This is a genomic window from Pontibacter sp. HSC-36F09, assembly GCF_024171605.1.
GTDB lineage: Bacteria > Bacteroidota > Bacteroidia > Cytophagales > Hymenobacteraceae > Pontibacter.
Window position 1 is genome coordinate 1 of the sequence record NZ_JALKAA010000011.1, and the last position, 26,936, is coordinate 26,936.

The window sequence follows — 26,936 nt, forward strand, 5'->3', positions numbered from 1 at the left end:
GCCTCTTCCGACTTAAAACCCATAACGGGTCGCACGGTTAGTGCAACCACGGCTTCATTGTCGGCACTCCGTACCCAACGAAGCCTTAGTTGTTGTGGCTAGTTTTTATTTTAAAGTTACTCCGATTGTTAGTGTCAAAAAACCAATAAACGAAAGTATGTAATCAAGTACATTTAATTTCCTGTTGTCTTTTGGAGAGAACCAAGCTGCAACCACAAATTCTTGTCTAGTTGTAACCAAGCTTATAATTCTAAATAGGGTGATTAATACTACCATTAAGAGCAAATTCAAGTAATTGTCAGCATAGGTTCCGTTCACTGCTTTGAAATCTGGGTTATCTTTAAGTTGATAAACAGAAATTAACTGAAGGATTCCAATACATAACCATAACAATGTTACAGACATTATCCGAAACCGCTTGTAGTACATTAAGAACAAGGAAATGGGTCCAATAAAGGTTATTGCCATTATTCCATTAATCTGGTCTTGTGGCAAGAAAGAGTATTTATAAGCGAGCCATATGAATCCACCGACTCCAACATATACTAAAGCTACTATATAATCAATGATGTCAATTTTCTTTTCGTTCATTATCTAAATTTGCCACAACTAACTCAAAAGCGGAAACATACGCTTTCCCGACAAACGTCTGTCGGCTAAACGTAACTCCACTTATGTTAAATATAAGAAATTATATAATCCAGAATCTCACTTCGCCTCTTCTCGCAAAATAAGTTGTGCCGCTTCCCGTAAATCCAGCACTTGCCAGGTATAGCTGCTAGGGGCGTACTTATCGCCTACGATTATTGAGCGTACACCTACTTTCTCAGCGGCTTCCAGGTCGCGGTGGGAATCGCCAACCATCCAGCTTTGAGAGGTATCAATGTTATACCTGGCCATGGACCGCTCGAGCATCAGGCTGTCGGGTTTGCGGGAGAGCGACTCGGAGTATTGGGGATGTGACGGGGCATAATAGATCGCATCAATCAAATGGCCGCAACTTTCCTGCAGCTTTTGGTGGCAGGCCATCACGTCGGCCCTGGTATACAGACCTTTGGCTATACCGCCCTGGTTTGTAACCACAATCAGCAAATAGCCGTTTTGCTTCAAAAGCGCCAAAGCCTCCGGCACGCCCGGCAGCACTTCAAAATCTTCCAAGGTATAGGTATAGTCTCCTCGTTCGCGGTTGAGCACACCGTCACGGTCCAGGAATACGCACTTTCGCTGCATCGTTCATCTATAGGTTCAGGCGCTAAAATTAGAATTATTACGTTGGATATGCATGCCTTGGCAGCAATATTGCTCCACTAAGGCACAGATAACTAGAGCTTACAGGCAAGAAATAATGAGAGTAGCGATAATTGGAGCGGGAATTTCGGGTCTGTCTTTGGCCTATTACCTGCAACGGCAGGGCGTAGCATACGATCTGTTTGAGGCCGGCAGCGAGGTAGGCGGCAACATGCGCACATTGCACAAAAATGGCTATACCTTCGAGCTGGGCCCGAACACCCTGCAAATGAATGAGGAGCTCCTGCAACTCGTCACAGAACTAAAACTGGAGACCGAACTACAGCCAGTGACGCCACGCAATAACAAAAGGTATGTGCTGCACGAAGGCAGGCTGCACCCGGTGCCATCCTGCCCTAAGTCCTTTCTGGCCAACGACCTTTTCTCGAAAGAAGACAAGTTCAGGATCCTGCAGGAGAGAAAGCAACCGCCCGCTGAAGTAGAAAACGAAACCGTTTCTGATTTTTTTGAGCGTCGCTTCGGCGTTAAGCAAATGGACTACCTGGCAGCTCCTTTGATCAGTGGCCTCTACGGAGGCGACCCGAGACAGCTGCTGGTCAACAAGGCGCACCCGGAGCTCAAAGCGCTTGAAACAGAATATGGATCGGTGCTGGAAGGCATGGTGCAGAAAAAGAAACGGGGTGTGTTTCAGCGCGCCTTCTCTTTCCGAAAAGGCATGTCCACGCTGCCACAGGCCATTGCCGATAAGCTGATTTCGCTGCACTTGGACCACAAAGTAGAGTTCATTACGCGTATTAAGGGTAAATACATTATCAGCTGCGCCGCCAACGGCGACCACGACAACGAGGAGTATGACATCCTAGTACTCGCTTTGCCTGCCCATCAGGCTGCCGAACTGATCGAGTTTACCTACCCAGGCATGTCGGCGGCGCTGCAGAACATCAACTACCCGCCCATGGCCGTCGTGCACACGGTATACAATCGCGCTGAAGTGGAGCACCCGCTGCAAGGTTTCGGAGCGCTGCACCCCTGGGAGGAGCAGTCTTTCACTTCGGGCTCTATCTGGACGAGTTCCCTGTTTGAGAACCGCTGCCGACCGCACGAGGTTCTGATTACCTCCTATGTTGGCGGCACACGATTTGCCGAGCATACCCAACTCGACGAGCGCACCCTGCTTGAGCAAGTGCACCAGGAGCTCCGGGAAACCTATCAGATCAAGGCATTGGCCCCTGTGTACCAGCACCTGCATCTGTGGCCGCATGCGCTTCCGCAGTTCGATCTGTATATTGAGGATGCCCACCACATGGCAGAAGTGCTGGAGCAGGACGGTCTGTTTATATCAGCAAACTGGTATGCCGGCGTTTCGGTACCAGACTGCGTGAGCGAAGCTAAGGCCATCGCCACCAAAATTAATACGCGTCCCTCTTCCCGCTCAATAGCCGAATAGCTATATTTGCGGTATGAATGACTCGCTGGTGATCGTACCGACCTACAACGAAAAGGAAAACATTGAGGCTATTATCAGGAAGGTGATGTCACTCCCCCACCCCTTTGATCTCCTGATCGTGGACGACAGCTCACCGGATGGCACCGCCGACATCGTACGCAGTTTGCAGCAGGAGTTTACAGAGCGCCTGCACCTGGAGTCACGCACTGGCAAACTGGGTCTGGGCACTGCTTACATTCACGGTTTCAAGTATGCGCTGCGTCAGGGTTACGAATACATCTTTGAGATGGACGCCGACTTTTCTCACAACCCCGATGATCTGGTGCGCCTGTACCAGGCCTGTTCTGAAGATGGGTTTGACATGTCCATTGGCAGCCGCTATGTGCAGGGCGTAAATGTGGTAAACTGGCCTATGAGCCGGGTGCTGATGTCCTGGTTCGCCAGTCTATACGTGCGCCTCATCACTGGCATGCCCATTGCCGACACCACCGCTGGTTTTGTTTGTTACCGCCGCAAAGTGCTCGAAACCATCCAACTCAACAAAATTCGATTCGTGGGATACGCGTTTCAGATCGAGATGAAGTTCCTCACTTTTAAGTATGGCTTCAAGATAAAAGAGGTGCCGATCATTTTCACTGACCGCACCAAAGGGCAGTCCAAGATGTCGAAAGGTATATTCAAGGAAGCGGTGCTGGGCGTGATCCGGATGAAGGTGAACAGCTTTTTCCGCCATTTTGACCGTTATTAGCTACTGGCTATACCTTAGCTACTACTCATTTCTCCGAACATAATCTTGCGCCCGACAATGCCGCGCTAAATCAAAATCAATTAACTTTGCATATTAAGTATAGCAGAGCCTATATATGTTTGTAGGCTGACATGCTCAACACTCAACCTATGGACGATATATATTTCTGGGTCATATTCAACGCGTTTATCCTGCTGTTGCTGGGACTAGACTTGTTTGTGTTCCATCGCAAAGAGCATGTGGTAAAGATAAAAGAGGCACTGCTTTGGAGCGCTTTCTGGATCGCCCTTTCCCTTCTCTTCAATGTGGGCATTTACTACTGGATGGGTTCCGGCCCCGCAATGGAGTTCCTGACAGCCTACCTGATCGAGAAGTCGCTGAGCGTGGATAACCTCTTTGTCTTCATTCTGATTTTCAGCTTCTTTAAAGTACCACAACAGTACCAGCACAAAATTTTGTTTTGGGGTATCATCGGCGCTTTGGTGCTGCGTGGTATCTTTATTCTGGTTGGTGTGGCCCTCATTGCCAAATTTCACTTCATCATCTACATACTTGGTGCTTTCCTGATCTACACAGGTGCGAAGATGGCCTTTACCAAGCAGGATGATGAGCTTCACCCGGAGCAAAATCCTTTAATTGTGTGGGCAAGCCAGAAACTGCGTTTTACGAAGACAGCTGTGGGCGGCAAGTTCTTCACCCGAATAGATGGAAAACTCCACGCAACGCCGCTCTTTTTAGTGCTGATCATGGTAGAGAGTACGGACGTAGTATTTGCAGCTGATTCTATACCTGCTATTCTGGCTATTTCGAAAGATCCGTTCATCGTCTATACCTCTAACGTATTCGCCTTACTTGGTCTGCGCGCGCTTTACTTTGCGCTGGCTGGTATCATGCAGCTGTTCCATTACCTGCACTACGGACTGTCGCTGATCCTTGTCTTTATCGGGGCAAAGCTACTACTAAGCGACATTTACCATATGGATATGCGCCTTGCCTTATTAGTAGTAGCCGGTATTCTGACGGTGTCCATTGTGGCCTCACTCCTCTTTCCGAAAAAGGACAATGAGCTTCCACAGCCGCCTAATGCAGACGTTTCTTAATCCGGGTTCTTAATTTTTTTAACTAAAATTAGTGCCACATATTTGCTTTTGTAAGTTTAAATGCTTTCAATTGCAGAATAATTGAGAAGAAATGATTTTTGCTAACGCCTATATTTTTACAAATTCTAAGCTGGTGCCTCCGACGGGGCTCCCTGGTAGAACTTTGTGCGTTAGGTAAAACATCAACATACACAGGTACCACAGGAGCCCCGCCACAAGCGGGGCTTTTTTGTTTTAAGGCATATTCTAAATCATAAATACCCATGAGTACAGCAGCACACAGCAGCAAGAAATTAGCAGGACAGCAGAGCCAATTGGTAAGCAGCAAGCGCCCAATGGTCATCGCAGGTCCGTGCAGCGCTGAGAGTGAAGAGCAAATGTTGCAAACCGCCCTTGGCCTGAAAAAGGTAAAAGGCGTATCGGTGTTCAGAGCGGGCATCTGGAAGCCACGCACCCGCCCGGGCAGTTTCCAGGGAGTGGGCACGATCGGACTAGAGTGGTTGCGCACTGTGAAACAGGAAACCGGGCTGCGCACTGCCTGCGAAGTAGCCAATGCCACGCAAACCGAGCAAGCCCTGCAACAGGGTGTAGACATTCTGCTGATTGGTGCTCATACTACGGTGAACCCTTTTCTGGTGCAGGAAATAGCCGATGCCCTAAAAGGTGTGCAGGTGGCTGTACTGGTGAAGAACCCGGTTAACCCTGATCTGGCGCTGTGGCTGGGAGCCCTGGAACGTTTGCACAACAGCGGCATCACGGATCTCGGCGCTATGCACCGCGGCTTCTCTACCCTGGACAGCGCCCCTTACCGCAACCACCCGAAGTGGGAGCATGCCCTGGAGCTACGCCAGCAGGTGCCCGAACTGGCCATGTACTGCGATGCCAGCCACATAGCGGGTCGGCGTAGCTTATTGCGCCCAGTAAGCCAGCGCGCCCTCGACTTGGGGTATGATGGCCTTATGGTAGAATCGCACCACAACCCGGCCGCCGCTTTGAGCGATGCCCAGCAGCAGATCATGCCGCAGGAATTGCACATGCTTTTGCAGGCTCTGAAACGGCAGCAGGTACCAGGCGAGAAGATGAAACAAAACGCGCAATTGGAGAAGCTGCGTAAGGAAATAGAGCACCTTGACGACGAGTTGTTGACCTTGTTATCGCGCCGCACCAAAGTCACAGCACAGCTTGGCGACCACAGCAAGCCGGTTGAAAAGAGTGCTGAGACGCCGGGCCCGGTGCGCTGGGACTTGGTATTGGAAAACCTCCTGCACCAGGCCAGCAGCGCAGGTATAGACCAGGCCTTTGTGAAGACTATTTTCCAGGAAGTGCGTTCGCAATACGCCCGCACCCACCTCTACAACTACGGTCTGAGTTCGTAGTCTGATTTCTTGAGAGTTAAAAACGGCCTGGCAGCTTCTTATCTAAGAACTGCCAGGCCGTTTTTTGTACAATTACTATTGTGCAACAATTCGTACACCATTAAACGGATCAATTTTCAGGGCCTTTAACTGCAAAACGCACTAGCATTTCCGATCCTATTTTCATTCTTAAAACTATAACTATATGATATTTATCTTAAAATATTTTTATAATTATATTTGAATAATAAACTTTAATGAAACAATTTTACAATAACATAAGTTAAAGCACAAAGATTAATATATATCGATACACTAATACTCACCCTTTATAAAAATCAGAATGAAGAAACTGTACATTTTCACCACAGCGCTACTCCTGTTAGCCGGATCTTTCACAAGCTGTAACAAAGACCTAGACGAGGTAGGTCTGAATGCATCGGCAATTGATGCGGCGAAGAAAGAAGTTGGTGCTACAAATGGAAACAATACTCCAAAAGTAGAGGCAGACATCAATTTAAGCTTCTCACCTACGACACAAATGATTGGCAATGCTGTGACAATCACCATCAGTTTTGGAACCAATGCACCCAAGGATGGAAAATTGCATCTTGACCAGGCTACAGGTGTTGATGCTGATGGCAAAACTATCTGGACCAAGATAAATGAATATCCAGTAACAGATGGAGGTGTCTATACTCACGAATTTACCTCTAATGTAGTTGGAACATTTGAATTCAGAGCTCACTACATTGCAAATGGAAATAACGGTTTCAGCAACACTTTCGAGTACGGCTCTGTAACTTTTACAGCAGACTGTGTTCAAGGTATGACAGCTGCTGTTGTTGAGAAAGAACACATTGGTAGCAATATGTACAGATTAAAAGTTGCGTTCACACTAACTACCTGTGAGGCTTATTCAAATGTACACATCCAAGGCGGCCTGACTGCAAAAGTATCTAATGTAAGTGTAAGCGAAAACGGTAATGTTAGAAAGCATACCAGCAACGATAACTATATTATAACTTGGGATGAGGCTTCTCTGGAAAAAGGCACAAAGACCTACTATGTAACTTTTGAACAGGAAATCAAAGGTGCTGGTGAGGTCACTGGTGACTGGTCAGCTAAAACAGCTGACGGACTTGTAGTAGCCTATACAGAGGGTGCTTATTTCGATCCTGCAGTGTAGTCTAAAATAGTAATATTTATCATTGTAACAGGCTGCCCCAAAGGCAGCCTGTTTGCTTTTCCCCTGGCAGCTATACCTGCTGTCTGTCGTAATTATTTGCTTTCCAATGGCACGATTAGGGTTACTTGGCTGTTAAGTGCTAAATTGCAGCAGAACAAAAGCATTACCATATGAGAACCCCTATTTCAAGACTTCGCACCATCGGTATTTACGAAGGTATATCTTACCTGCTCCTGCTAGGCATTGCGATGCCCATCAAGTATATGGCAGGTATACCGGAGGTGGTGAAGTATACAGGCTGGGCACACGGTGTACTGTTTGTGCTGTATATGATGTCGGTACTGGAAGTGACGCTGACGCATAATTGGTCTATCAAGAAAGTAGCTGCTGCAGTTGTCGCATCGCTCCTGCCATTCGGACCGTTCATTCTAGATAAGAAATTACTGAAAGAAGAGGAAAACAGAAAGGAAAAGCCTGTCACGCAGGTTGCATAGCAACAACCCTCAACTATTTAGCCAAAGTAACAGAAAGGGCTGTCCGTATGGGGCAGCCCTTTTTATGTTTTCACTCGCCTTTCACCGACAAGCCAGCCCTGCGGGCAATGGATTGCGCAATCACGCTGGAGGCCAGGAGTTGCAGGGCGTGATAGATCATGATCGGCAGGAGCATAATGCCTATCATGTTGGCATCGGGAAAAAGCACTTTGGCCATGACCGTGCCATGCACCAGCGATTTTTTGGAGCCGCAGAAAATGGCCGTGATACGATCAGTCGGACTGAAACCCATCAGGCGGCTGATGATGTGCACGATGCCGTACATTAAACAGAACAAGCCGATCATGGCCAGGCCGAGCAATAGCAGGTTTCCGATACTATACCCACTGAACATGTTGCGGGCGAAAGATTCGCAGAAAGAGGTATAGACGATGAGCAGGATGATGATTTGATCGGATAAGCGCAGCTGCTTGCGGTTACGTTCCGCAAAAGCTCCCCAGTAGCGGTGCAGCACAATGCCCAGCGTAACCGGCAACAGCACCTGCAACACCAGCTTGCCCATCACCTGCCCCATGTCGAAGTCGCCGGAGTCAGCCGTCAGGTATAGCCCCATCCAAAGTGGCGTAACAAACACACCTACCAGACTCGAAATACTGGCATTGAAAATAGCCGCCGGAACATTGCCCCCTGCAATCGACACCATTACCACTGACGAAGACACCGTGGAAGGCAAAGCAGCCAGGTAGAAAGTCCCGAGCCAGAGCAGTTCATATGGAGTGCCTTCAAAAAAGCCGCGCAGGGGCATGATGAGCAGCGGAAAAAGCAGAAAGGTAGAAGCCTGCACCACCAGGTGGAGTCGCCAACTGCCCAAGCCAGCCCGAAGCTTTTCAGGACTCAGGCGCAGCCCGTAAAAGAAGAAGATGAGCGAAACCCCTATACCTGCCACATCACTCAGGGAGACTGGCACCCGGTCTATGCCGCCTTCCGGCCAAAGCCAGGCCAGCACAATCATCCCGATCAGCGCCAGTAGGAACCAGTCGAACCCGGCACGAACAAGCAGTTCCTGCACACTACGCACCCCAAAGCGAGGCTTGTTCACTTGGCGGTTGTGATCGTCAGGAAGCGGTGTCTGGGATGCGTTCACAGGTATGTTATGCTTAGTTGATGGAGAGGGACAGGTATAGCCAGGCTCAAAACAAAACAACGGCCGGCGCAATTACAAGCGCCGGCCGTTGTTTCAGGTATAGCCCAGACTTAAAAGCCCAGCATATCAATGGTTTCAAGTTCAAACTCAGTGGTGTCTTCATACTCGGCATCCGGCGCCGTCACGATCAGGTCGCGGGCACGGCCGTACAGACGCACGTTCGGTTGCAGGTTTTCGTAATCGGCCTGCGAGATAAGTCCTCGCCGTGCCATAATACCCCCGATCAGACGATAGTAGCCTGACTTCCAGCTGCGGAGGTTACCGTAACTGTCAAAAGAAGAGCGGTAGCGCTTCGGACTAGGTATAATACTGGTCAGGAAGATGGATTCTGCCAGGTTGAGCTCAGAAGGCTGCTTGCCAAAATAAAACCGGGAGGCATCTTTTGCGCCATACACGTCCGGTCCCCACTCTATGATGTTGAGATATATCTCAAACATCCGGTTTTTCGACACGATCCTCTGGTTCTCGATCAGCCACACTATGATGGCCTCCTCCACCTTGCGCGACACGGTTTTCTTGCGCGTCAGGAATACGTTCTTGACCAACTGCATCGAGATGGTACTGCCACCGCGCACGAAATCGCGGTTCTTGATGTTGGTGGCAATGGCCTGCCGGAATGCTTCTTCGTGGAAGCCCTTGTGACTGTAGAAACCGGCATCTTCGGCTGTGAGCACGGCATTGCGTAGGTAGGGCGAAATCTGATTGAGTGGCGCGTAAAATGGGTTAGCTGGCCCTACCATAAAAGTCCGGATGGGCTTGCCGTATTCGTACATCGTATGCATGAACGGCCCTTTCAGCTTATCTAAATTTGCCTGTCCCCATTTCACAACCTTAAAGTCTTTCGAGGCATCCAGGTCAGAGTCAAATACCACGCGCTCCACACTATCGAGGTTCACATGGAATTTCATTTTATACTGCAGCTTTCCTTCGGCCTGTATACCGTCCAGCGTTTCGAAAAGGCCTCTGGGCAGTGATCCAAAGAAATCATTTGCCGGGAGCTCCTCTGTCCGCACTTTCAGGTCGATGATCTTGGCGTCGGCGTTGTTGTAAGAAGCGTACACGTTGGCGCGTGCCTTGTTTACGCGCACCTCCGTCAGACTGTCCACCACAAACAGGTTCTGCCCCAGCGAAACCACATAGTCAACGGCACCTTCGCGCAGGAAGATTGGCTCGTCAGCCAGTTTTTCGTGGTTCACCGTCATGTTATTCACCATCGCGCTGCCTTTCACGGTCAGCCTGTCCTGACGATAGCGTTTCTCCTTCATGCCCAGATGCAAGGTATCGAAGGCCACCGTGCCACTGAACTTTTCCTGAATGTAAGGCAGCCTGATACCCAAGGTATCGGAGGCAAAAAAGCTTGCCTTGATCTTATAGCCGCGCGGGTCGATGGTTCCCTTCACAAACATGTTGTTGGTAAGTGAATCTGTGCGGATGGCTACCTCTGATTCTATATTCCCGTCCTTGATCATCAGGAAAGGCATCTTGATGTCGATCACACGATTAGGGGAGGTATAGGAAATGTTCAGGTTGCTAAAATCCACCTGATCAGGTACATTATCGAAAGCCGTCTCGAGCACGCGGTTGAGCAGCTCTCCGTAGTTTCGATCACCTTTTGCAGATCTGTCGGCAGGCTGCGTGCTGTCTTTTTTGAACAGAAACGAAAAGTTGTTGCGGTCTCCGTCCTTGATGGCAGTCAGGTAGCCGTTGGCTACATCGAGCTCACGCAGCACGATACGCCCTTTAAAAAGCGAGCGAAAACCAACCGAAGCATGCACGCTGTCTGTTTTAAACAGCTGTGGCTGTCCGTGAGGTGTCAGTGTTATATCGCTCAGCACCACCGAGGTGAGGCCATTAAATGCGGCATTCCCAATGTTTAAATCAACCGGGTAGCGGCCCTCCACTTTCTCCACTACACGATCTAAGGTATAGCTTAGCAGGCTACTTCTAAATACAAACAGGGAAATAAGAAGGATCAGGAAAAGGCCCAGCACGCTGCCGACCCCTATTAGTATTCTTTTTTTCAATCGCTGGTTCAAAATATCAGGATGCGAATTACGCTAATTAGATTAAGAATAAATATATAGTGCCCATATTATATAGCACTTCATCACGCATACGTAACAGCGTATGGTTTGTGTTATCTAAACCGCATACGACCGCAGCCAGATTTGGATGTACAGATAATCATTTCAAAGCACAGCCTCCTGCAAGAATAAGACCAATCATTTCATTTGCAACACTTTACATAAAATTAACAGCACTGGCAGTACTTCCGTTCTTTTTGAGGCCAGTTACGTCTTTTACCTTCTATTCAGAATTGATTAGTTGCTAAATAGCTAGTGGCTCATTTGGCTCACGATGGCTTTAAGCTTATCTTTGACCAACGATAAATTCTCTTTGCATGAACCTGACATCACTTACGGCCATTTCTCCGGTGGATGGCCGCTACCGCCGCAACACGACTGAGTTAGCTACCTATTTTTCTGAATTCGGTCTGATCCGCTACCGTGTGTTGGTAGAGGTGGAGTATTTCATTGCCCTGTGCGAATTACCACTGCCGCAGCTGGCAGGTGTGCCTCCCTACCAGTTTCAGGAGCTGCGGGCGATTTATGAGCAGTTTTCAGAGACGGACGCCCTGCGCATCAAGGAAACGGAAAAGACCACGAACCATGATGTGAAGGCAGTAGAATATTTTATCAAAGAGAAGTTTGATGCGCTTGAACTAGGCCAGTACAAAGAGTTCATCCACTTTGGCCTGACCTCCCAGGATGTGAACAACACGGCTATACCGCTTTCTTTGCGCGAAGCCGATGAGCGTGTGCTGATGCCCTTGTACCAGCAGTTGCACCAGACACTGGTAGAGTTGGCGCAATCCTGGAAAGACATCCCGATGCTGGCCCATACCCACGGACAGCCTGCCTCTCCTACCCGATTGGGCAAAGAGATCATGGTGTTTGCAGAGCGCCTTGAAGCACAAATGGACCAGGTACGCCAGGTTCCCTTTTCGGCCAAGTTTGGCGGCGCGACCGGCAACTTCAATGCCCACTATGTGGCTTACCCGGATGTGAACTGGCCGGAGTTTGGTAACCGCTTTGTGCAGGAAGTGCTGGGCCTACGTCGCAGCCAGTACACCACCCAGATTGAGCACTACGACAACCTGGCCGCCTATTTTGACGGCATCAAGCGCCTCAATACCATCCTGATCGACTTTTCGCGTGACGTTTGGCAGTACGTGTCGATGGGCTATTTCAAGCAGAAGATCAAAGCGGGCGAAGTCGGCTCTTCGGCCATGCCACATAAAGTAAACCCGATCGACTTCGAGAATGCTGAAGGCAATTTAGGTATAGCTAACGCCGTGCTGGAGCACCTCTCAGCCAAGCTGCCTATTTCCCGTCTGCAGCGCGACCTCACCGACTCTACTGTGCTGCGCAACATTGGTGTGCCACTGGCGCATGTGGTGATTGCCCTGAAATCGCTGGAACGCGGTATTGGCAAACTGGAACTGAACGAGGCGGCCCTGCGCCACCACCTGGAAGAGAACTGGGCTGTTGTGGCGGAAGGTATACAGACTGTGTTGCGTCGCGAAGGATACCCGCAGCCATATGAAGCCCTAAAGGACCTGACCCGCAAAAACGAGAAGATCACCGAACAGACGATCTCCAGCTTCATCGACACCCTGCAGGTGAGCGATGCCATCAAGGCCGAACTGAAAAAGATAAGCCCCTATACCTACACAGGCGTGCAAATGCTGTAAGGTATAGCAACTCTATAGAAAGAAAGCCCCTGCCGGATGATTCCAGCAGGGGCTTTTTTATACCTAGGTTGATTGCTTACTGTTTTTGCGCGACCGGCCCGCTCACCTTAATCTGCAACAGCTGATAGCCCGTCTCTCCTGAGGCTGTTAAGCCCTGAACGACTACCAGGTAGGTGCCCGGCTGATCGGAGGTATAGAAGCTCACCTGCTCTTCTTTTCCAGGCTCGAGCTTGATCTCCGGAGCCCAGTGCAACAGGTTTCTGAAATCTGCCAGGCGGCTACTCTTTTGTTCCGGGGTGTCGTAAGCTGGGGCGTAGAACTCGCGCTTCTGCTGAAGTCCTTCATAAGCCTGCATCAACGCGCGCGCATCCAGCGCAAAGCCTCCCAGATCGCCGTTGTAAGTGTGGTAGCTCACCAGACCTTGGTAGGCCAGTGGTCCGTGAAAGAAACGACTGGTAATTACATCCAGTTGCCTGACCTTGAGCGGGTCAAATGCCATAATCTTGTCGATATTGAACACGGGCACGCCATCCAGCAGCACCATCGGGTTTTCGCGGAAGATAGATTTATACGGACGGTTCATGACCATGAAGTAAAAGCTGCGACCCCGCAATCGAACCTGCACGCCCTGCACATACTCCCGCATCACTTCTTCCATCACTTTAAAGCGCTTGTAGTCATCGAGCAGATAGCGCTCCGACGGCTGTCCGTAAAAGGCCGAACTGTCTATACCTGGTGTGTGGTAACTGTTGCGGTAACCCCCATAATAAGCATGCTCTACCTGTACCTGCAGGTGACGCGCTGCGATATCGCCTGCTCTTGATTCCGTGAGTTGCAGGTGTGCCAGTGGATTAGAGGTATAGTGTGATGAAAAAGGGCTAAGCAGCTCAAAGTGGAAAGTGCTGTCTTTAGAAAAGTCAGACTGCAGCACGAGGTCCTTGTTGCCATAAAAGTCCTTCAGTTCAAACAGCAGTTTGCCATCGGCATCGCTCTGGGCGTTGTAAAACCGGATGGGGTGGCCCGGTGATGCCAGGTACGTCATAATACCCGGAGCTGGCTGCCCCGAACGCTTGTGCGTGACTTTGCCGAAAAGCAGATGGCCGTGGTTTTCGGGCAGATAAGCATGCTTTGACACCTCCTTCTCCAGCATATCCTCCCACTTAAAACGACTCCAGCCTTGGGTCAGCATCAGGTTATCCATGGCCTGGTGATCTGCTCTGCCTGTATCAGAAAAGTAATAAGCAGGGTTTTCTATCGTACCTTTTAAGTCGGATTCAAGCCAGATGTAGCTGGCAATATGCCCTTGTGGGTGGAGTTGCAGCGAGTCCAGTTTATACACGGCCATTGAGAGATTAGCCCGCGTACGCGAGGCTGACTGTAGTTCCAAGCTTACCTTGTCGCGCAAGTTGTACTGCTGCTGTGGCGCTGCTACCTGCAGGGCCAGTTCGTTTGTCGGGCGTCTGAAATAGAGGCGCTCACTTACGGGCTGACCAGCTGTGTTGAACACAGTAAAGTGCGTAATGCCGCCCGCCAGGTCCGCTTTACTTACTCTGAACACGTATTTCCCGTTTTGCAGCAGGGCTCTTTCCGAGCTGACCACCTGCTGACGGGTATGTCCCAACAGGTATACCTGCTCATCCGGCTTGCCTACCGATCGCACCGTAATATGCAGGTACTGGTCTATGCTGTCTGCCAGTTGCAAGGTATAGCCACGTTCTTGTACCTGCGGTAAGGTCTGTTCTAATGTACTTCCGTCAGGCAACTGTAGTTTTGCGGTATAGCGCTTCCCCTGCTGTGGCGTAAAGGCAAAGCGGCCCATCCCAAACTTGTGGGGTGTAAAGTCGGCTACCTTGTTGCCATCCTGGTCAAGCACCTGGCCTGCCAGTGCAGCTCCTTTGCCATTTTGACTATCTGATATCTTGAACGCAACATTACCCGCTATACCTGCCAATAGATTTCCGCCTTCCGGGAAGAACTGCAAGGTATAGCCTTTAGCCTTGGCAGCCTCCTGCTTTGGCAGTTGCTCGAAGGTATTGATGATCGTTACCTGCTGCTGGAAGTAAAACGCCGGATCGAAGTTTTTCATCCAACTGGTGTAGGCCCGCACGGTATAGTTGCCCGTCTGGAGCGTGGTCGGGAGTTGAAAGGAACCGCTCCCTGTTCCGTCCTTCATGGCCACCTTGGCTTGCAGGGCAGGTTTCTGGTCCGCATCCAGCAGCTCCACATACGTCACCTTGCTCATATCAAGCGGGCGATGCAGGCTGCCATCCACACTGTATACCTTAAACCACATCTCATCCCCACAGGCATACACAGGTCTGTCGATGTGCAGGTATAACTTCTCCTTCAGCGAAGTCTTCCGGTGTTGCTGCAGGCTGCTAATGGCCGCGTGCTGCTGATCCGACTGAGCATTTACCGTTCCTATACCTGCTATACCTAGCACCAGGCAAAGCAAGGTGCGCAGTGCATACCTTTTTCTGCCAGACTGAGGTTGGTTATCTTGAAAGTTGTTCATCGCTTCAGGTGTTCTTTTCAGGTATAGCATCTATTCCCAATAGGCTGGTTTAACATTCGTGCCCTGCAGTGTGCAGTCCACACAGGGGCGTGCAGCAGCGGTATAGCCGATTGGGTCCGGCGACATGCCATATATAGCGTCGACGGGTACCAGAGAACCTCCTTCAAACCGCTCCTGCACCATTCCCATCATAACGGTATCAATTTCACAGGTTGGATAATAGAGGCGCCAATCGCGCGGAAGATCACGGCTGTCAACAAATATCCTTTTCGTTTCTATAGTTGTAGCCGTCATATACCCAATCACTGTTTCTTCAGGATTGGACAGACTATGTATGTTACTATTCAGCTGAGAAGGGAGGGGATCGAAAAGAGTGCCGATGTTTTCAGTATTCTTTTTAAGCATTTCCAGGTACTCGAACGCCTCGCGGGTCAGCGCATATTGCTTTACAAGTATGCTGTACTTCATACTCACTTTCTCTGAATTGTAAGGTATAGAGAGTAACCTGTAATTGCTGATTCTGTCCTCACTCAACTTCACGGATGACCCTATCTCAACCCGGGTAGAATTATCTGATTTCCAGCAAACATAAATGGGACTATCATGTGGCTCACGTTGCCGTACCTGCCCATTTTCATATATAAAAACAGAATAAAAAGCGGTCCTAAACTGCCAGGTCTCCTCAAAATCCCATTTATAATAATGCGTGTTGTTATTCGGATCCTGTGAGTTAACATAGATTTTCACTTCCTCACCATCTGCTTTCCAATTCACGCTTTCGATGGCAGGGCTTGTTTTCACTTCTACATAGTCAGACGCGTATTCGCTGCCGGATCTGGTGCGGATGTACAACCTGTATTTCGAATCAGTGCTCATTTGCAAGTTAGGGTGCACATAGGTGCCATATCCGGTTTCGTGAAGGCCATAACGCTCGCCATTCTCTGACTCTACTATAACGGTGGCATTTTCTTCAGCGGGAGGTGCTCCCATATCGTTGAGGCTTTGGGAGCGGAGCAGCTGTATGGTGGTGGGACCGTTGGCATTCAGGAAGCCATTCACTACCAGAAAACTACTGGCCGACTCTTTTACCTCAGGGAAGTAAGGGTCGACGCAACCGCTCACTATGAGCATTACAAGCCAGACTATTGGGTTTTTCCAGTTCCGGATCTTCATGGCAATTAAAACTTAAAATTATAAGTGATGGTAGGAATCGGGTTCCCGAAAATGGACATTTTGTACCCTTTTATCTGCCCTCCCTGAGATTTGAAATAAACCGAATAAGGGTTCTTGCGCCCTGTCAGGTTGTACACGGCCACGGTCCAGGAACTGTGCGCCAGCTTCGCGATCTTATGATTGCCCTCTATGTTCAGGGCCAGGTCAACACGGTAGTAGTCCGGAATGCGGTACTCGTTACGGTCAGAGTACAGGATGCGGTGCGAGCCACCATCGTAGTACTTGGCCAGTGGCAGTGTAATAGGCCGACCGGTGCTGTAAGTAAAGTTAAGTGAAGTGCTGAAACGCTGACTGAAGCGGTAGTTGCTGATCATAGTCAGGTCGTGCGGCTTGTCGTAATTGCTGGCATACCACTCCCCTCTGTTGATTACTTCTGATACTGTTGGATCGTTGAGGCGTACCATGGTACGGGAATAAGTATAGCTTATCCAGCCGTTGAGTTTGCCTGATGCTTTTTTGAGCATCAGCTCTACGCCGTAAGCCTTGCCGTCTGCATTAGCCACATCCGTTTCAATGTGGTGGTTCATGATGATGTTGGCGCCGCTTCGGTAGTCCAGGAAGTCCTGCATCCATTTGTAGTAAGCTTCCGCCGAAAACTCGATGGTGTTGGCGCGCAGGTTTCGGTAGTAGCCGATGGCGACCTGGTCACCGACCTGCGGTTTGATGTTGCTATCGCTTAGCTTCCAGGTATCGGTGGGCGCCATGGTAGCCGTATTGGAAAGCATGTGCACGTACTGGCGCAGTCGGTTGTAACTCACTTTCACAGATGAGTTATCTGAAACCACGTAGCGGGCCGAGAGCCTGAACTCAGGTCCGTGGTAGGTCGCGATGGATTTGCCGCTGCTATAAGAAACCGTGTCAACGATTGTATTTAGGGACATGGGTAAACCTGGCGCATACTGCAGCACATCCCGTTTGCCGAGAGCCGTGAAGAAAGAGTAGCGCAGACCAGCCGAAACAGATAATTTCTGGCTGATATCATAGCGGTCAGACACGTACAAGGCACTCTCAACGGCTTTCTCCTGCTGCAGCTTATCAGGCCTGATCAGTGACTCAGCATGGTTTGGCACCAGACTTCCCGGGTTCACCTCATAGCGGATGGCGCTCGCACCAAAATCCAGGGTATGCTTTGAGTCAGGGAAGTAGTTGAAGTCTACCTGCATACCTGTCTGGCTGATCCCGAAGTCCATTGCCGCGGCGTTCGCAGCATTCTCCTCGTTCGAAATGTCGTACCCATAATGGCTGTAAGTACCTGTCACGACGCTGTAGAGTTTGTTATGAAAGTTGTGCTTCCACTTGAGGCTGGCATTTTGGTTCTGGAAGCGATACAGGGTGTCGGAAGCCAGTTTGAAACGGTCTTTGCTCAGGTAGCCGGTCAGGTATACACTATTCTTCTCGTTGATTTCGTGACTGATATGCGTGTTAATGTCATAGAAAGAGGCCTCACTATTGCTGAAAGACTTGTTCGGAATTTTCTTGAGCAGCCAGTCAGAATACGTAGAGCGCCCTCCAACCAGAATCGAGGTCTTGTCTTTGACAATTGGCCCTTCCAGCGTCAGGCGGCTGGTCAGCAGGCCGATGCCACCCGCTCCGCTGAACTTCTTCTTATTGCCTTCTCTTGAGCTCACCTCCAACACCGACGAAAGGCGACCACCGTATCGGGCAGGCACAGCACTCTTGTACAGTTCCACCGATTTGATCACATCCGGGTTGAAAGCAGAGAAGAAACCAAACAAGTGTGCGGGGTTGTAAATCGTGGCATCGTTGAGAAGTATCAGGTTCTGGTCAGTAGAGCCACCGCGCACGTTCATACCGGTACTTCCCTCCCCCACTGATTTTACTCCAGGCAAGGTCAGCACCACGCGCAGGATGTCTGTTTCACCAAAGGCTGTCGGCACCTGCTTGATGGTCCGGATATCCAATCGCTCCATGCCCATCTGCAGACCCGTAACGTTGCGGTCTTTTTCAGCCTCCACCAACACCTCTTTCAAAGTGCGGATGTCTTCTTCTACTTCAATGTCTAGTTTGCCGTCGCTGTGCAGTATCACCTGACGCTTCGTGTTTTTAAGCCCAACTGCCCGGATGTTCAGTTCATGCCGGCCAACCGGGAGCGACAGGGAATAGTAGCCGTACTGGTCTGAAGCAGTGCCGATGGAAGGAGATTCGATATAAATGTGGGCTCCGATGATTGGCTCTCCCGTGTTGGCGTCGCGCAAGGTTCCTGCCAGGTTCGCTCTCCCTGTCTTGCTTCCATTCTGTGTTCCTATCTCGTACAGCTTGATCTCGGATTGGATTCGCTTCTTTTTATCCTGCTGCTGAGGCAGATAGGCAGGCGTGGCTAACTGGCTGTTTCGCCTGGCCTCTTCCTCATCCTTGAAGAAATTGGAAGGCAGGCTGGTCATGATCGGGTTTTGCCGCGTGATGAAAACCTGGCGCTGCTCTGTGATGGCAAATTTATACTCGGTGTCTTTCAGGATTTGGGCAAGCACTAGGTTTAGTGGCTCTCCTTCCACCTCCACATCCACCCTAATGCTGTCGGCTACGGCCTGCTCAAAGTAGAACTTGTAAGGCAGCCGGGGCTCCAGGCGCTGCACGAACTCCTGGAAGCTTATGTTGCGGAAGGAACCGCTGATGAGCGGAGCCTCCTGCCGTTGTTGGGCATGCACAGGTATAGCCGCAGTATTACAGCACAGCAATACCAGCAAAAACACTCTGTAAAGTTGGGTCATAAGAAGGGAAGAGAACTTGAACAGATTTTTAAATAGATCGGAAGAATCTCGCTTTACTGTTGGAGCGAGTCATAGTGCCGGGCGGTTTTTACGATCGCGTTTTCACGCTCTTTCCGGAAGCGGAGTTTATTAGCGCTGGCAAATTTATTCAGGGGCTTTTTCTGGTCCTGCAGCACCCGCATCACGGAGCGCTTGTTGCTAACGGGGTGGTATATGCCATCTTTTACCAGGTAGAATTTACTGGCATCCCGATACTCTCCCTCCATACCTTCGGTGCTCGCCCGCTCAAAGAGTGTCTTTTCTCGCTTCATCAGCACCTGCACCTCGCCGCTGTAAAGCAGGTCATAAAAACCAGGTTGAATCGAAATTCCGGTCGTGCTGTCTGCCTGCAACCTGATGAAGGTATGCCCATACAATTGGAAGGCGTCTACCCTACTTTTTACCAGTCGCTGTGGTTGTCCGCTGCCATGATTCACGATCACGAGCTCGTCCTGCATCAGATCATACAGCATCGGCACGTCTTTAAACCAGGCGCCGTCATATTTAACGGTGCCGTTCTGGTAGATTTTATCCTGATAAAACTGATGCCCTTTCACGTAGGACTTAACAGGCACATAATACTCTGGCCCATTGTACAAATGTGCGTGCACCCCTACTGCCTTACGGTACTGCTTCAGCGCATCCGTAACAGCATGGCTTACAAAACTAGTGTCAGTCTGTGCAAAAATTGTAAAGGGCAGTAAGTTAAATATAAGAACAAGCGTTAGATAAATAGGGCTTTTACGCATAATGATTGGTTAGCTTCACAGCGAATACGGACATTAAATATAACGTATGTTTGATGTTATGACAAATGTGTCTGCAAATTTTTCCAAAAAACATCACATCCCTTTTTCTTAAAATATAACTTAAGCTTTATCTGGATTATGCTTTTTATTAGCAGGTAAACATCGGTGGCAACTTCTACAAACTAATCCTGATGTCCTGTCTATTAGAAAGACTTGTGGTATCGTGTTTTTTACTAGGCGTGGATTCACTCGCTCGGGAGCAGACAATCAACATATTTGTACATATTCGATCTTCCTGGATGGGCGATATATTTTCAATCTTCTGAACCTATTGCAGCAAGTGAGGTAACGAAAACGCTGCCGTTATATCTTATCCGCGAGCTCGTATACCGACTCCACAAACCGGCTCCAACTGAAGCGTTCTTTATACCTTGAGATGTTCTGCGCGAACACAGCCGCCTTAGCCGAGTTATAGAAATCAAGTATGGCGGTGGCTATCGCTTCCGGGTTTGGCTCCACCACATACCCTACTCCCCCGTGCGGCACCAGTTCCGACAGACCGCCCACATTGGTCACCACCATTGGCTTGTCAAAGTGGTAGGCGACCTGTGTTACGCCGCTTTGGGTGGCATGCTTGTAGGGTTGCACTACCAGGTCGGCTGCGCAGAAATAATGCCGGACCTCGGCATTGGGTATAAAATCCGTCCGGAGCACCAGCCGGTCCTGCAGCCCGTATTTTTCGATCAGGTCGAGGTATGGCCTTGCCTCCTCATAAAACTCTCCCGCGATCAGCAGCTTCAGATTAGGTATAGCCTCTAGCGCAGGTATAGCCATTGCCTCCAGCAGCAGGTCGAGCCCTTTGTAAGCCCGGATGAAGCCAAAAAACAACAGGTACTTATCGTTTGGATCTAATCGCAAGGCAGCACAGGCTTCGGCTTTGCTCTCGGCAGGCCCGAAATTATCGTAGAGCGGATGCGGCAGGTATACGTTGGGTTTGTTCGGCTCGAATCGTTGCAGATCCTGCTGCACAGCCCGCGACATGGTCAGGAACCCGTGACAGGCGCTAAGAAAATACTTCGTGAAAGGGACATCGCCCGGCCGCTTCTCATGTGGCACCACGTTGTCGGTAATAGCCAGAATCCGGCTATACCTGTTGCGCCTAATCTGGCGGGCAATGGTGCCCAGGGCAGGTCCCATAAAGGGTAGCCAAAACCGGAAAATAACCAGATCAGGTTTTTGGCGCCTGATGTAATTGCCGGTGCGTACCCAACTGATCGGGTTGACGGAGTTGATCAGCGACTTAATGGTGATGCCTTCGGGGGCAGGCTCGTTGGTAAACTGACTTTTGCCAGGGAACAGAAAGGAAGGATACTGCAGGCTAAAGGAAACGATCTCTACTTCATCGCCAGCCTCCTGAAAGGCCACGGCCAGGCGCTCGTTGAATGTCGACATACCGCCACCCCGCAAAGGGTGCGCAGGTCCCACGATCACGACACGCCTCCCTGCCATTATTTTTTGATCAGACCCGCCCGGTCGCGGATCAGGTATTCATTCTTTCTACTGGATGTCATGGACATCATCTCGGCTAGGAAACCTGCCAGGAAAAGCTGAACGCCCAGAATAACCGCTACCAGCGACAAATAGAACAAGGGCTGGTCTACCACATCGCGCAAGCGGCCTTCCGGGTATAGCGAAAATACTTTCTGAATGATCAGCCAGATCGTAATGCCCAGACCAACCACGAAGGAAAGCGTGCCAAACGTACCGAAAAAGTGCATGGGGCGCTTTTTGAAGCGGCTCACAAAGGTAATAGACAGCAGGTCGAGGAAGCCGTAGACAAATCGCTCGAGTCCGAATTTGGTAGTACCGTACTTGCGCTCCTGGTGCTGTACCACTTTTTCGCCGATGCGCGTGAAACCATGCCACTTGGCTATAACAGGTATGTAGCGGTGCATCTCACCGTGTACCTCAATGCTCTTGACGAGCAACTGACGGTAAGCTTTGAGTCCGCAGTTGAAGTCATGGAGTTGAATACCGGACAGGCCGCGGGTAGCCGCATTGAATAGTTTGGTCGGAATGGTTTTGCTGATCGGGTCAAATCGTTTCTGCTTCCAGCCTGACACCAGATCAAAGCGCTGGTGCTTGATCATGTCATAGAGGGCAGGGATTTCTTCCGGGCTATCCTGCAGGTCGGCGTCCATGGTGATGACCACCTCGCCGGCGCAGCGTTTGAAACCCTCGTTTAAAGCGGCCGATTTGCCGTAATTGCGGTTAAAGCTGATGCCTTTAACGGTATTGTCTTCGGCACTCAACTCTGTGATCACATCCCAGGAGCGGTCCGTACTACCGTCGTCCACCAGGATGATCTCGTAAGTAAAACTGTGTGCGTGCATCACACGCTTGATCCAGCGGACCAGTTCAGGCAGCGATTCCTCTTCATTTAGAAGAGGAACCACCACTGATATATCATAAGGGTATTGCATGCTTGTTATTCAAACTCCGGACGCTTGTGCTTCATCACGGCGGCAATTATGAGCGATAGGATGAGGCCAGAGAAAAACGCGTTGGTTATAGCGCTGGTCAACTGCTTTATAGGGGTGAAAGATGCCATAATCTCCTCTCTCTGACTATCGAGCATGTCATCATCTACACCAAATGCAGCCATCTGTTCCATGGTTGCATCCACAAGTTTCTCAGGCATACCTGGGTCTATGAATTGAATATAGAGCATACTGAACAGGCCAGAAATGATACCTGCAATGATGGATACCATAATTCCAAGTCCCAGGCCCTGTCCGTAGGACATTAAACCGTCATTCTGTTTTCTGAACTCTTTTAAGGCTAAAACGATACCTATTACGGAGATCACAACCGAAACGAGAAGTGCAACAAAGAAATTGCCGTAGTTTTCTGTCAGGTAGCTGATCGTGGCAAATATCACGTACAGTAAGCCTGTCAGCAAACCATACTTGATGGCAACAGCATAAATGGATGGCTTGGATTCAAGTTGAGAAGATGTGTCAGTCATAAGTATTTAGGATTTAGAGTTTATGTGAGGATGAATTACTTTCTGAAAAATACAGCTGCTACCACTGAAAACATCGTCCCTACAAACATCCTGCTCAAAAAATCGTGTGTGGCCAGCATACTGGGCGACAAATTGTCCAGCTCCTTGTAAGCTTGCTCGTAGTTTGCCTCGCCTATCAGTTTAATCTGCGCCTCCCGGCTCTGGTCGAGCAGCGCTCTCAATTCAACTACGTGTTGTTGTATGATCTCGGGCCCTACCAGGTATAGCATCAGGTATAGCAGCATGGCAGCGCTCATGGCGGTGTAAAAGGTAACCGACAGGCTCACGCGCACCCCTTTCCAGAAACCAACTTCAGCATCATGAAAGCGCTTGAAATAGCGCAGCCCCATAAAGATAAAAACAGGCAAAGGCAGGTAACTCCAGCGCCCTGCATCTCCCAGTGCGTTATACCCCATCAGGTATAAAACGAGTATGATGACAAAAGAAGCCAATCCGCACAGCACGCCATAGCGTACCCCCACTCTCGCAATCGTTTGATTCAGCATTTGTTATTCGCTTATTCGAGTCAGCCAGGCAGCTAACTGAAATATAGCTATAAATATATTAAAAAGAATGATTAAGTACTACTTGCCCTTTGTTTACAAGGCCGATTACTTTCCCTGTCAACTCGCGCCCCAGGAAGGGAGAGTTCTTCGATTTAGATCGGGTGCCTTCAGGCGTCGGGGTCCATTTTAAGTCCGGCTGGAAAAGTGTCAGGCAAGCCGGCACTCCCTCCACTATGCCACAGGCAGGCATGCGCAGGATCTGACGGGGAGTGGTGGTCAGCTTATCAAGTAATTGCTCAAGCGGCAGCTTATCGCGCATCGTGGTATTCGCCACAGCAAAAGCTGTTTCGAGGTTGATAATGCCGAACTCAGCCAGATCAAATTCCAGCTTTTTGCTTTCAGTGTCCTGCGGTTGGTGCCCGGATACAATAGCATCAATAGTACCGTCGGCCAGTCCCTGCAAAATAGCCTCTTTGTCGGCCTCGCTTCTGAAGGGGGGAGATACTTTATAATTTGTGTCGAATGCCACCAGGGTATGGTCGGTATAAGCGACCTGGTAACTAGCCACGTCGCAGGTTACCTGCAGGCCTTTGGCTTTGGCGGCACGTATGGCTTCCACAGCAGCTGCCGTAGAAATAAGCGAGAAGTGCAGTCGCCCACCTGTATACTCGAGCAATTGCAGGTCGCGTGTCACCATGACTTCTTCCGCCAGAGCAGGTATACCTTTCATGCCGAGTTGGGTGCTCACAATCCCCTCGTGCATCTGCCCATACTCTGTCAGGCGGGCATGCTCCGGACGGTTCATCAGAACGCCATCGAAAGGCTGCAGGTATTGCAATGCTTTTACGATCACTTCAGCTCCCTGCACCGGTTTGGCACCATCACTAAACGCTACGGCACCGGCACGCTGCAGGTCGATCATCTCAGTCAGTTCCTTCCCCTGCGTATCGACCGTAACGGCACCAGCCGGCAACAGATTAACGGGCAGGTTGGCAGACTTGGCTTTGATAAAATTAATAGCGCCTTTGGTTTGTACAATAGGCTGCACATTGGGCATGCACAGCACATCTGTGAAACCACCTGCCGCAGCAGCCTCCGCCAAAGATTCTATATCCTCTTTGTGCTCCAGTCCCGGCTCCCCTACCTGCGCATACAGATCAACCCAACCCGGCGACACGCAAAGTCCTTCCATCTCGATGGTCTGGTCAGCGTGCTGATCGTTGCCCCCGACTGAGGTGATGGTACCATTCTCGATAAGTATGTTCTGGCGCTGAAGATGAAAAACTGATGAAGGATCGTAAATGCGGACTGCTTTGAGAAGAAGTTTCATGTTAGAGGAATCTGATTAGAGCTATTTCTGCCATCAAGAAAATCAGACACAATATTAGGCAATATTTCCAAAGGGTGACGCCAAAAAATCTTTTTTCGAACTCGTCTTTTAACGTAAAGGTATCGCTGTAGTCATAAACGTGCACATACTGCTGGTCTTTGGGCAGGAAGCTTCTTAACTCTGCCGGACTATATTGCTCCAACAAAGATTCCTGCTTATCAAAATTAAAGGCAAAGCTACCCACCGTCTTTCCCTGAAGCTGTAATTGGTAAAACCCGGCCTCTTCCAGGTCTGGCGGCACGTTAAACACGAGGCGCCCTCCCCTGATCTGTTGCACAGGTATAAAAACGGTGCTGTCTTTTACCAGCTTATAAATATTCTCACCGCCGGCCTGCTGTTGGACAGGTATCGTAATCGCCATGTTCTGCAAACGATAGGCAATCTGCTGCTCCTGTTTATAGCTACTAATAGCCAACCGGTACATAACCGGTACAAAGAGCGCATGATTAACCAGTTCGTTCTGACCAGGCTGTAAGGGAGCAGCCATAAGGTATACCTTTCCCTGGCCTCTATCAAAACGCGACAGGTATGGAGCACCGCCTCTGTATTTTAGGATGTCCTCGGAGGAGCGAGACCACACCAGCTTCCTGACAGAAGCTGGCATCTGCATTTTGGGATCGTAATCCGCAAAGATAGTTTTGAAGAAAAGATTATCACGGGCCGGAACGGCCAGCGAAGTCTTCGTACTGCTGCCGGAATTCAAACTGGCAGGTATAGCGAGCGACTGCATCAAAGCAGCATAGGAGGCACTACGCTCTGTCAGTGGTGGGATTATGGCAAGCGTTCCCCCAGACTTCACATAGGTATCAAGAGTGGAAACAAGCGCTGCCGGAACCTCCTCTATACCTTGCATAATAATAATATCTGAACTATTCAAGCGTGCGTAGTCAATGTTATTTGGTGAGAAACGCAGTGTCTGGAACAAGGGCTCGTTACGGTATAGGCGCTGTAAAGGACCTGCCTCATTTTCGCTGATCTCTGTTATAGAAAGGCGGCTGGACGGTTGTAGCACAAAATAGTATAAGTTATCAAATTCAACTGGATAGTCCTCTACTTCAACCCAGGCCTGTTTACTGCCCTCTCCTCTGATTGTAAAGTTGACTGCTGTTTCAGTAACCTGCTTTGCCGGCAGGTCAATGCTTAAAGCTGCGATTTGCACGTTGTCGATTACCAGCTTTACCGGGCAACCAGGTATAGCTTTATCTCCTGCATTGTATAACCTTACATATAAAGTACCTTCCGTATCGGGACGAACGAACTCATCGGCCAGGTATACAGAGTCAACAAAAACATTAGAAGTACCGACCGCTTTTAAAGGCACCAGGTGGTAGATACGGTTACTGTCAACTTTACTAAGTAAAGAAGGCTCAAAGTATGATTTCTGAAAATCGGTGAACAGGAACACATGCTCCGCAGCAGCTTGATTAGCATTCATCACCTGATGGCTTACAAAAGGCCTAGTAGAATATGATAACTGGTCTAGCGTATTTGCAGCGTCGGCAGTACCGATAGTAGCAGCTTTGTTATAATTTGAATTTGTATTGACACTGATAGAAGTTGTAGAAGGAAAAATATCCAAGACACGCTTTGCCTGATCAGCTGCTACAGTTAACAAAGTTAGGTCTTCATCAGCGTGCAGGTTTTGCATACTCAAGGAGTTGTCAAGCTCAATCGTTACCTGAGAAGAATCTACGGGGCGAACCGTTTCAGAAGCAGGCAGAAAGGGTTGCGCGAATGCCAGGACCAGAAAAGTAATGAACAGGATACGGGAGGCAAGAATAAGTAACTCCTTTAGATTGCGCTGACTTGCGGTAAGGTCTTTGGAAACCTGTATAAATTTAACGTTACTGAATTCTATACGCTTTGCCCGACGTAATTGTATGAGGTGTAATACGATCGGAATCGATATGGCAGCAAGCGCCCATAAAAAAGCAGGATAAAGAAAAGCCATGTCAACAAGTTAGCGAGGAAGTCTGTAATATACAACGCAAAGGTTGAACATTACTATACGCCAATGCTCTTATTACGACGGTAAGTAGAGGAGCGGCTTGTCCCCTCGGGCTGTGGCTTCTTTTAAACGGCGACAGCCCCTGCCTCTTTGCAGAGGCAGGGGCTGTCTGTTGTTGGGGTTGGCGGCCACCTACTCTCCCGGGTGTGACCCCAGTACCA

The 26,936-nt window shown here is 49.6% G+C and carries 21 protein-coding genes and 1 pseudogene; 7 read left to right on the forward strand and 15 right to left on the reverse strand.

Features of this window, described 5'->3' with window-relative positions; translation table 11 throughout:
• Positions 1-105 precede the first annotated feature (105 nt).
• Together L1278_RS19115 and L1278_RS19120 are read right to left on the reverse strand one after the other, a co-directional pair.
• Positions 106-591, reverse strand: a complete 486-nt coding sequence (locus L1278_RS19115) for a hypothetical protein (RefSeq protein WP_253406624.1) — start codon at positions 589-591, stop codon at positions 106-108.
• Positions 592-708: 117 nt separating this feature from the next.
• A complete protein-coding gene (locus L1278_RS19120) occupies positions 709-1,230 on the reverse strand; it encodes an HAD-IIIA family hydrolase (RefSeq protein WP_253406625.1) in 522 nt (173 codons plus the stop codon).
• Positions 1,231-1,345: 115 nt separating this feature from the next.
• Between L1278_RS19120 and hemG the strand changes: the two genes are divergently transcribed.
• From hemG to L1278_RS19150, 6 genes are all read left to right on the forward strand, one after another.
• Entirely contained in the window at positions 1,346-2,695 is a 1,350-nt protein-coding gene (hemG, locus tag L1278_RS19125; RefSeq protein WP_253406626.1) for a protoporphyrinogen oxidase, read from the forward strand.
• Positions 2,696-2,708: 13 nt separating this feature from the next.
• On the forward strand, positions 2,709-3,443 hold the full coding sequence (locus L1278_RS19130) for a polyprenol monophosphomannose synthase (RefSeq protein WP_253406627.1): 735 nt from the start codon (positions 2,709-2,711) through the stop codon (positions 3,441-3,443).
• A gap of 149 nt (positions 3,444-3,592) precedes the next feature.
• Complete coding sequence (locus L1278_RS19135) at positions 3,593-4,543, forward strand: TerC family protein (RefSeq protein ID WP_253406628.1); 951 nt, start codon at positions 3,593-3,595, stop codon at positions 4,541-4,543.
• Positions 4,544-4,806: 263 nt separating this feature from the next.
• Positions 4,807-5,919: a bifunctional 3-deoxy-7-phosphoheptulonate synthase/chorismate mutase type II gene (locus L1278_RS19140; protein WP_253406629.1), complete on the forward strand. Its 1,113-nt coding sequence runs from the start codon at positions 4,807-4,809 to the stop codon at positions 5,917-5,919.
• 322 nt (positions 5,920-6,241) lie between these two features.
• Entirely contained in the window at positions 6,242-7,087 is an 846-nt protein-coding gene (locus tag L1278_RS19145) for a hypothetical protein (RefSeq protein WP_253406630.1), read from the forward strand.
• A gap of 170 nt (positions 7,088-7,257) precedes the next feature.
• Positions 7,258-7,581, forward strand: a complete 324-nt coding sequence (locus tag L1278_RS19150) for a DUF3817 domain-containing protein (RefSeq protein WP_253406631.1) — start codon at positions 7,258-7,260, stop codon at positions 7,579-7,581.
• A gap of 70 nt (positions 7,582-7,651) precedes the next feature.
• Here L1278_RS19150 and L1278_RS19155 read toward each other — a convergent pair whose 3' ends face one another.
• Positions 7,652-8,659 carry a bile acid:sodium symporter family protein gene (locus tag L1278_RS19155; protein ID WP_371927378.1) on the reverse strand — a complete coding sequence of 336 codons (1,008 nt, stop codon included), beginning with the start codon at positions 8,657-8,659 and terminating at the stop codon, positions 7,652-7,654.
• A 176-nt stretch (positions 8,660-8,835) separates the two neighbouring features.
• On the reverse strand, positions 8,836-10,809 hold the full coding sequence (locus L1278_RS19160) for a biosynthetic peptidoglycan transglycosylase (protein WP_253406632.1): 1,974 nt from the start codon (positions 10,807-10,809) through the stop codon (positions 8,836-8,838).
• Positions 10,810-11,186: 377 nt separating this feature from the next.
• Between L1278_RS19160 and purB the strand changes: the two genes are divergently transcribed.
• Complete coding sequence (gene purB / locus L1278_RS19165) at positions 11,187-12,539, forward strand: adenylosuccinate lyase (protein ID WP_253406633.1); 1,353 nt, start codon at positions 11,187-11,189, stop codon at positions 12,537-12,539.
• A 76-nt stretch (positions 12,540-12,615) separates the two neighbouring features.
• On the opposite strand, the gene L1278_RS19170 is transcribed toward purB, so the two are convergent.
• From L1278_RS19170 to L1278_RS19710, 11 genes and pseudogenes are all read right to left on the reverse strand, one after another.
• Positions 12,616-15,054 carry an MG2 domain-containing protein gene (locus L1278_RS19170; protein ID WP_253406634.1) on the reverse strand — a complete coding sequence of 813 codons (2,439 nt, stop codon included), beginning with the start codon at positions 15,052-15,054 and terminating at the stop codon, positions 12,616-12,618.
• A gap of 30 nt (positions 15,055-15,084) precedes the next feature.
• A complete protein-coding gene (locus L1278_RS19175; protein WP_253406635.1) occupies positions 15,085-16,227 on the reverse strand; it encodes a DUF4249 domain-containing protein in 1,143 nt (380 codons plus the stop codon).
• Positions 16,228-16,232: 5 nt separating this feature from the next.
• A complete protein-coding gene (locus L1278_RS19180; protein ID WP_253406636.1) occupies positions 16,233-19,016 on the reverse strand; it encodes a TonB-dependent receptor in 2,784 nt (927 codons plus the stop codon).
• 53 nt (positions 19,017-19,069) lie between these two features.
• Positions 19,070-19,804 (reverse strand): hypothetical protein, encoded by a 735-nt coding sequence (locus L1278_RS19185; RefSeq protein ID WP_253406637.1) that lies wholly within the window; start codon positions 19,802-19,804, stop codon positions 19,070-19,072.
• Between the two features lie 363 nt (positions 19,805-20,167).
• Complete coding sequence (locus tag L1278_RS19190; protein WP_253406638.1) at positions 20,168-21,313, reverse strand: glycosyltransferase; 1,146 nt, start codon at positions 21,311-21,313, stop codon at positions 20,168-20,170.
• On the reverse strand, positions 21,313-22,287 hold the full coding sequence (locus L1278_RS19195; protein WP_253406639.1) for a glycosyltransferase family 2 protein: 975 nt from the start codon (positions 22,285-22,287) through the stop codon (positions 21,313-21,315). Before L1278_RS19195 ends, L1278_RS19190 begins: the two co-directional genes overlap by 1 nt.
• A 5-nt stretch (positions 22,288-22,292) precedes the next feature.
• Positions 22,293-22,832 carry a DUF4199 domain-containing protein gene (locus L1278_RS19200; protein ID WP_253406640.1) on the reverse strand — a complete coding sequence of 180 codons (540 nt, stop codon included), beginning with the start codon at positions 22,830-22,832 and terminating at the stop codon, positions 22,293-22,295.
• A 35-nt stretch (positions 22,833-22,867) separates the two neighbouring features.
• Entirely contained in the window at positions 22,868-23,377 is a 510-nt protein-coding gene (locus L1278_RS19205) for a DUF4199 domain-containing protein (RefSeq protein ID WP_253406641.1), read from the reverse strand.
• A 58-nt stretch (positions 23,378-23,435) separates the two neighbouring features.
• Complete coding sequence (locus L1278_RS19210; protein WP_253406642.1) at positions 23,436-24,707, reverse strand: dihydroorotase; 1,272 nt, start codon at positions 24,705-24,707, stop codon at positions 23,436-23,438.
• Position 24,708: 1 nt separating this feature from the next.
• The gene (locus L1278_RS19215; protein WP_253406643.1) at positions 24,709-26,202 is read right to left on the reverse strand and encodes a hypothetical protein; all 1,494 of its coding nucleotides are present in this window, start codon (positions 26,200-26,202) and stop codon (positions 24,709-24,711) included.
• A gap of 288 nt (positions 26,203-26,490) precedes the next feature.
• A pseudogene (locus L1278_RS19710) lies at positions 26,491-26,718 on the reverse strand (BatA domain-containing protein); the annotation flags it as partial.
• Positions 26,719-26,936: the final 218 nt, after the last annotated feature.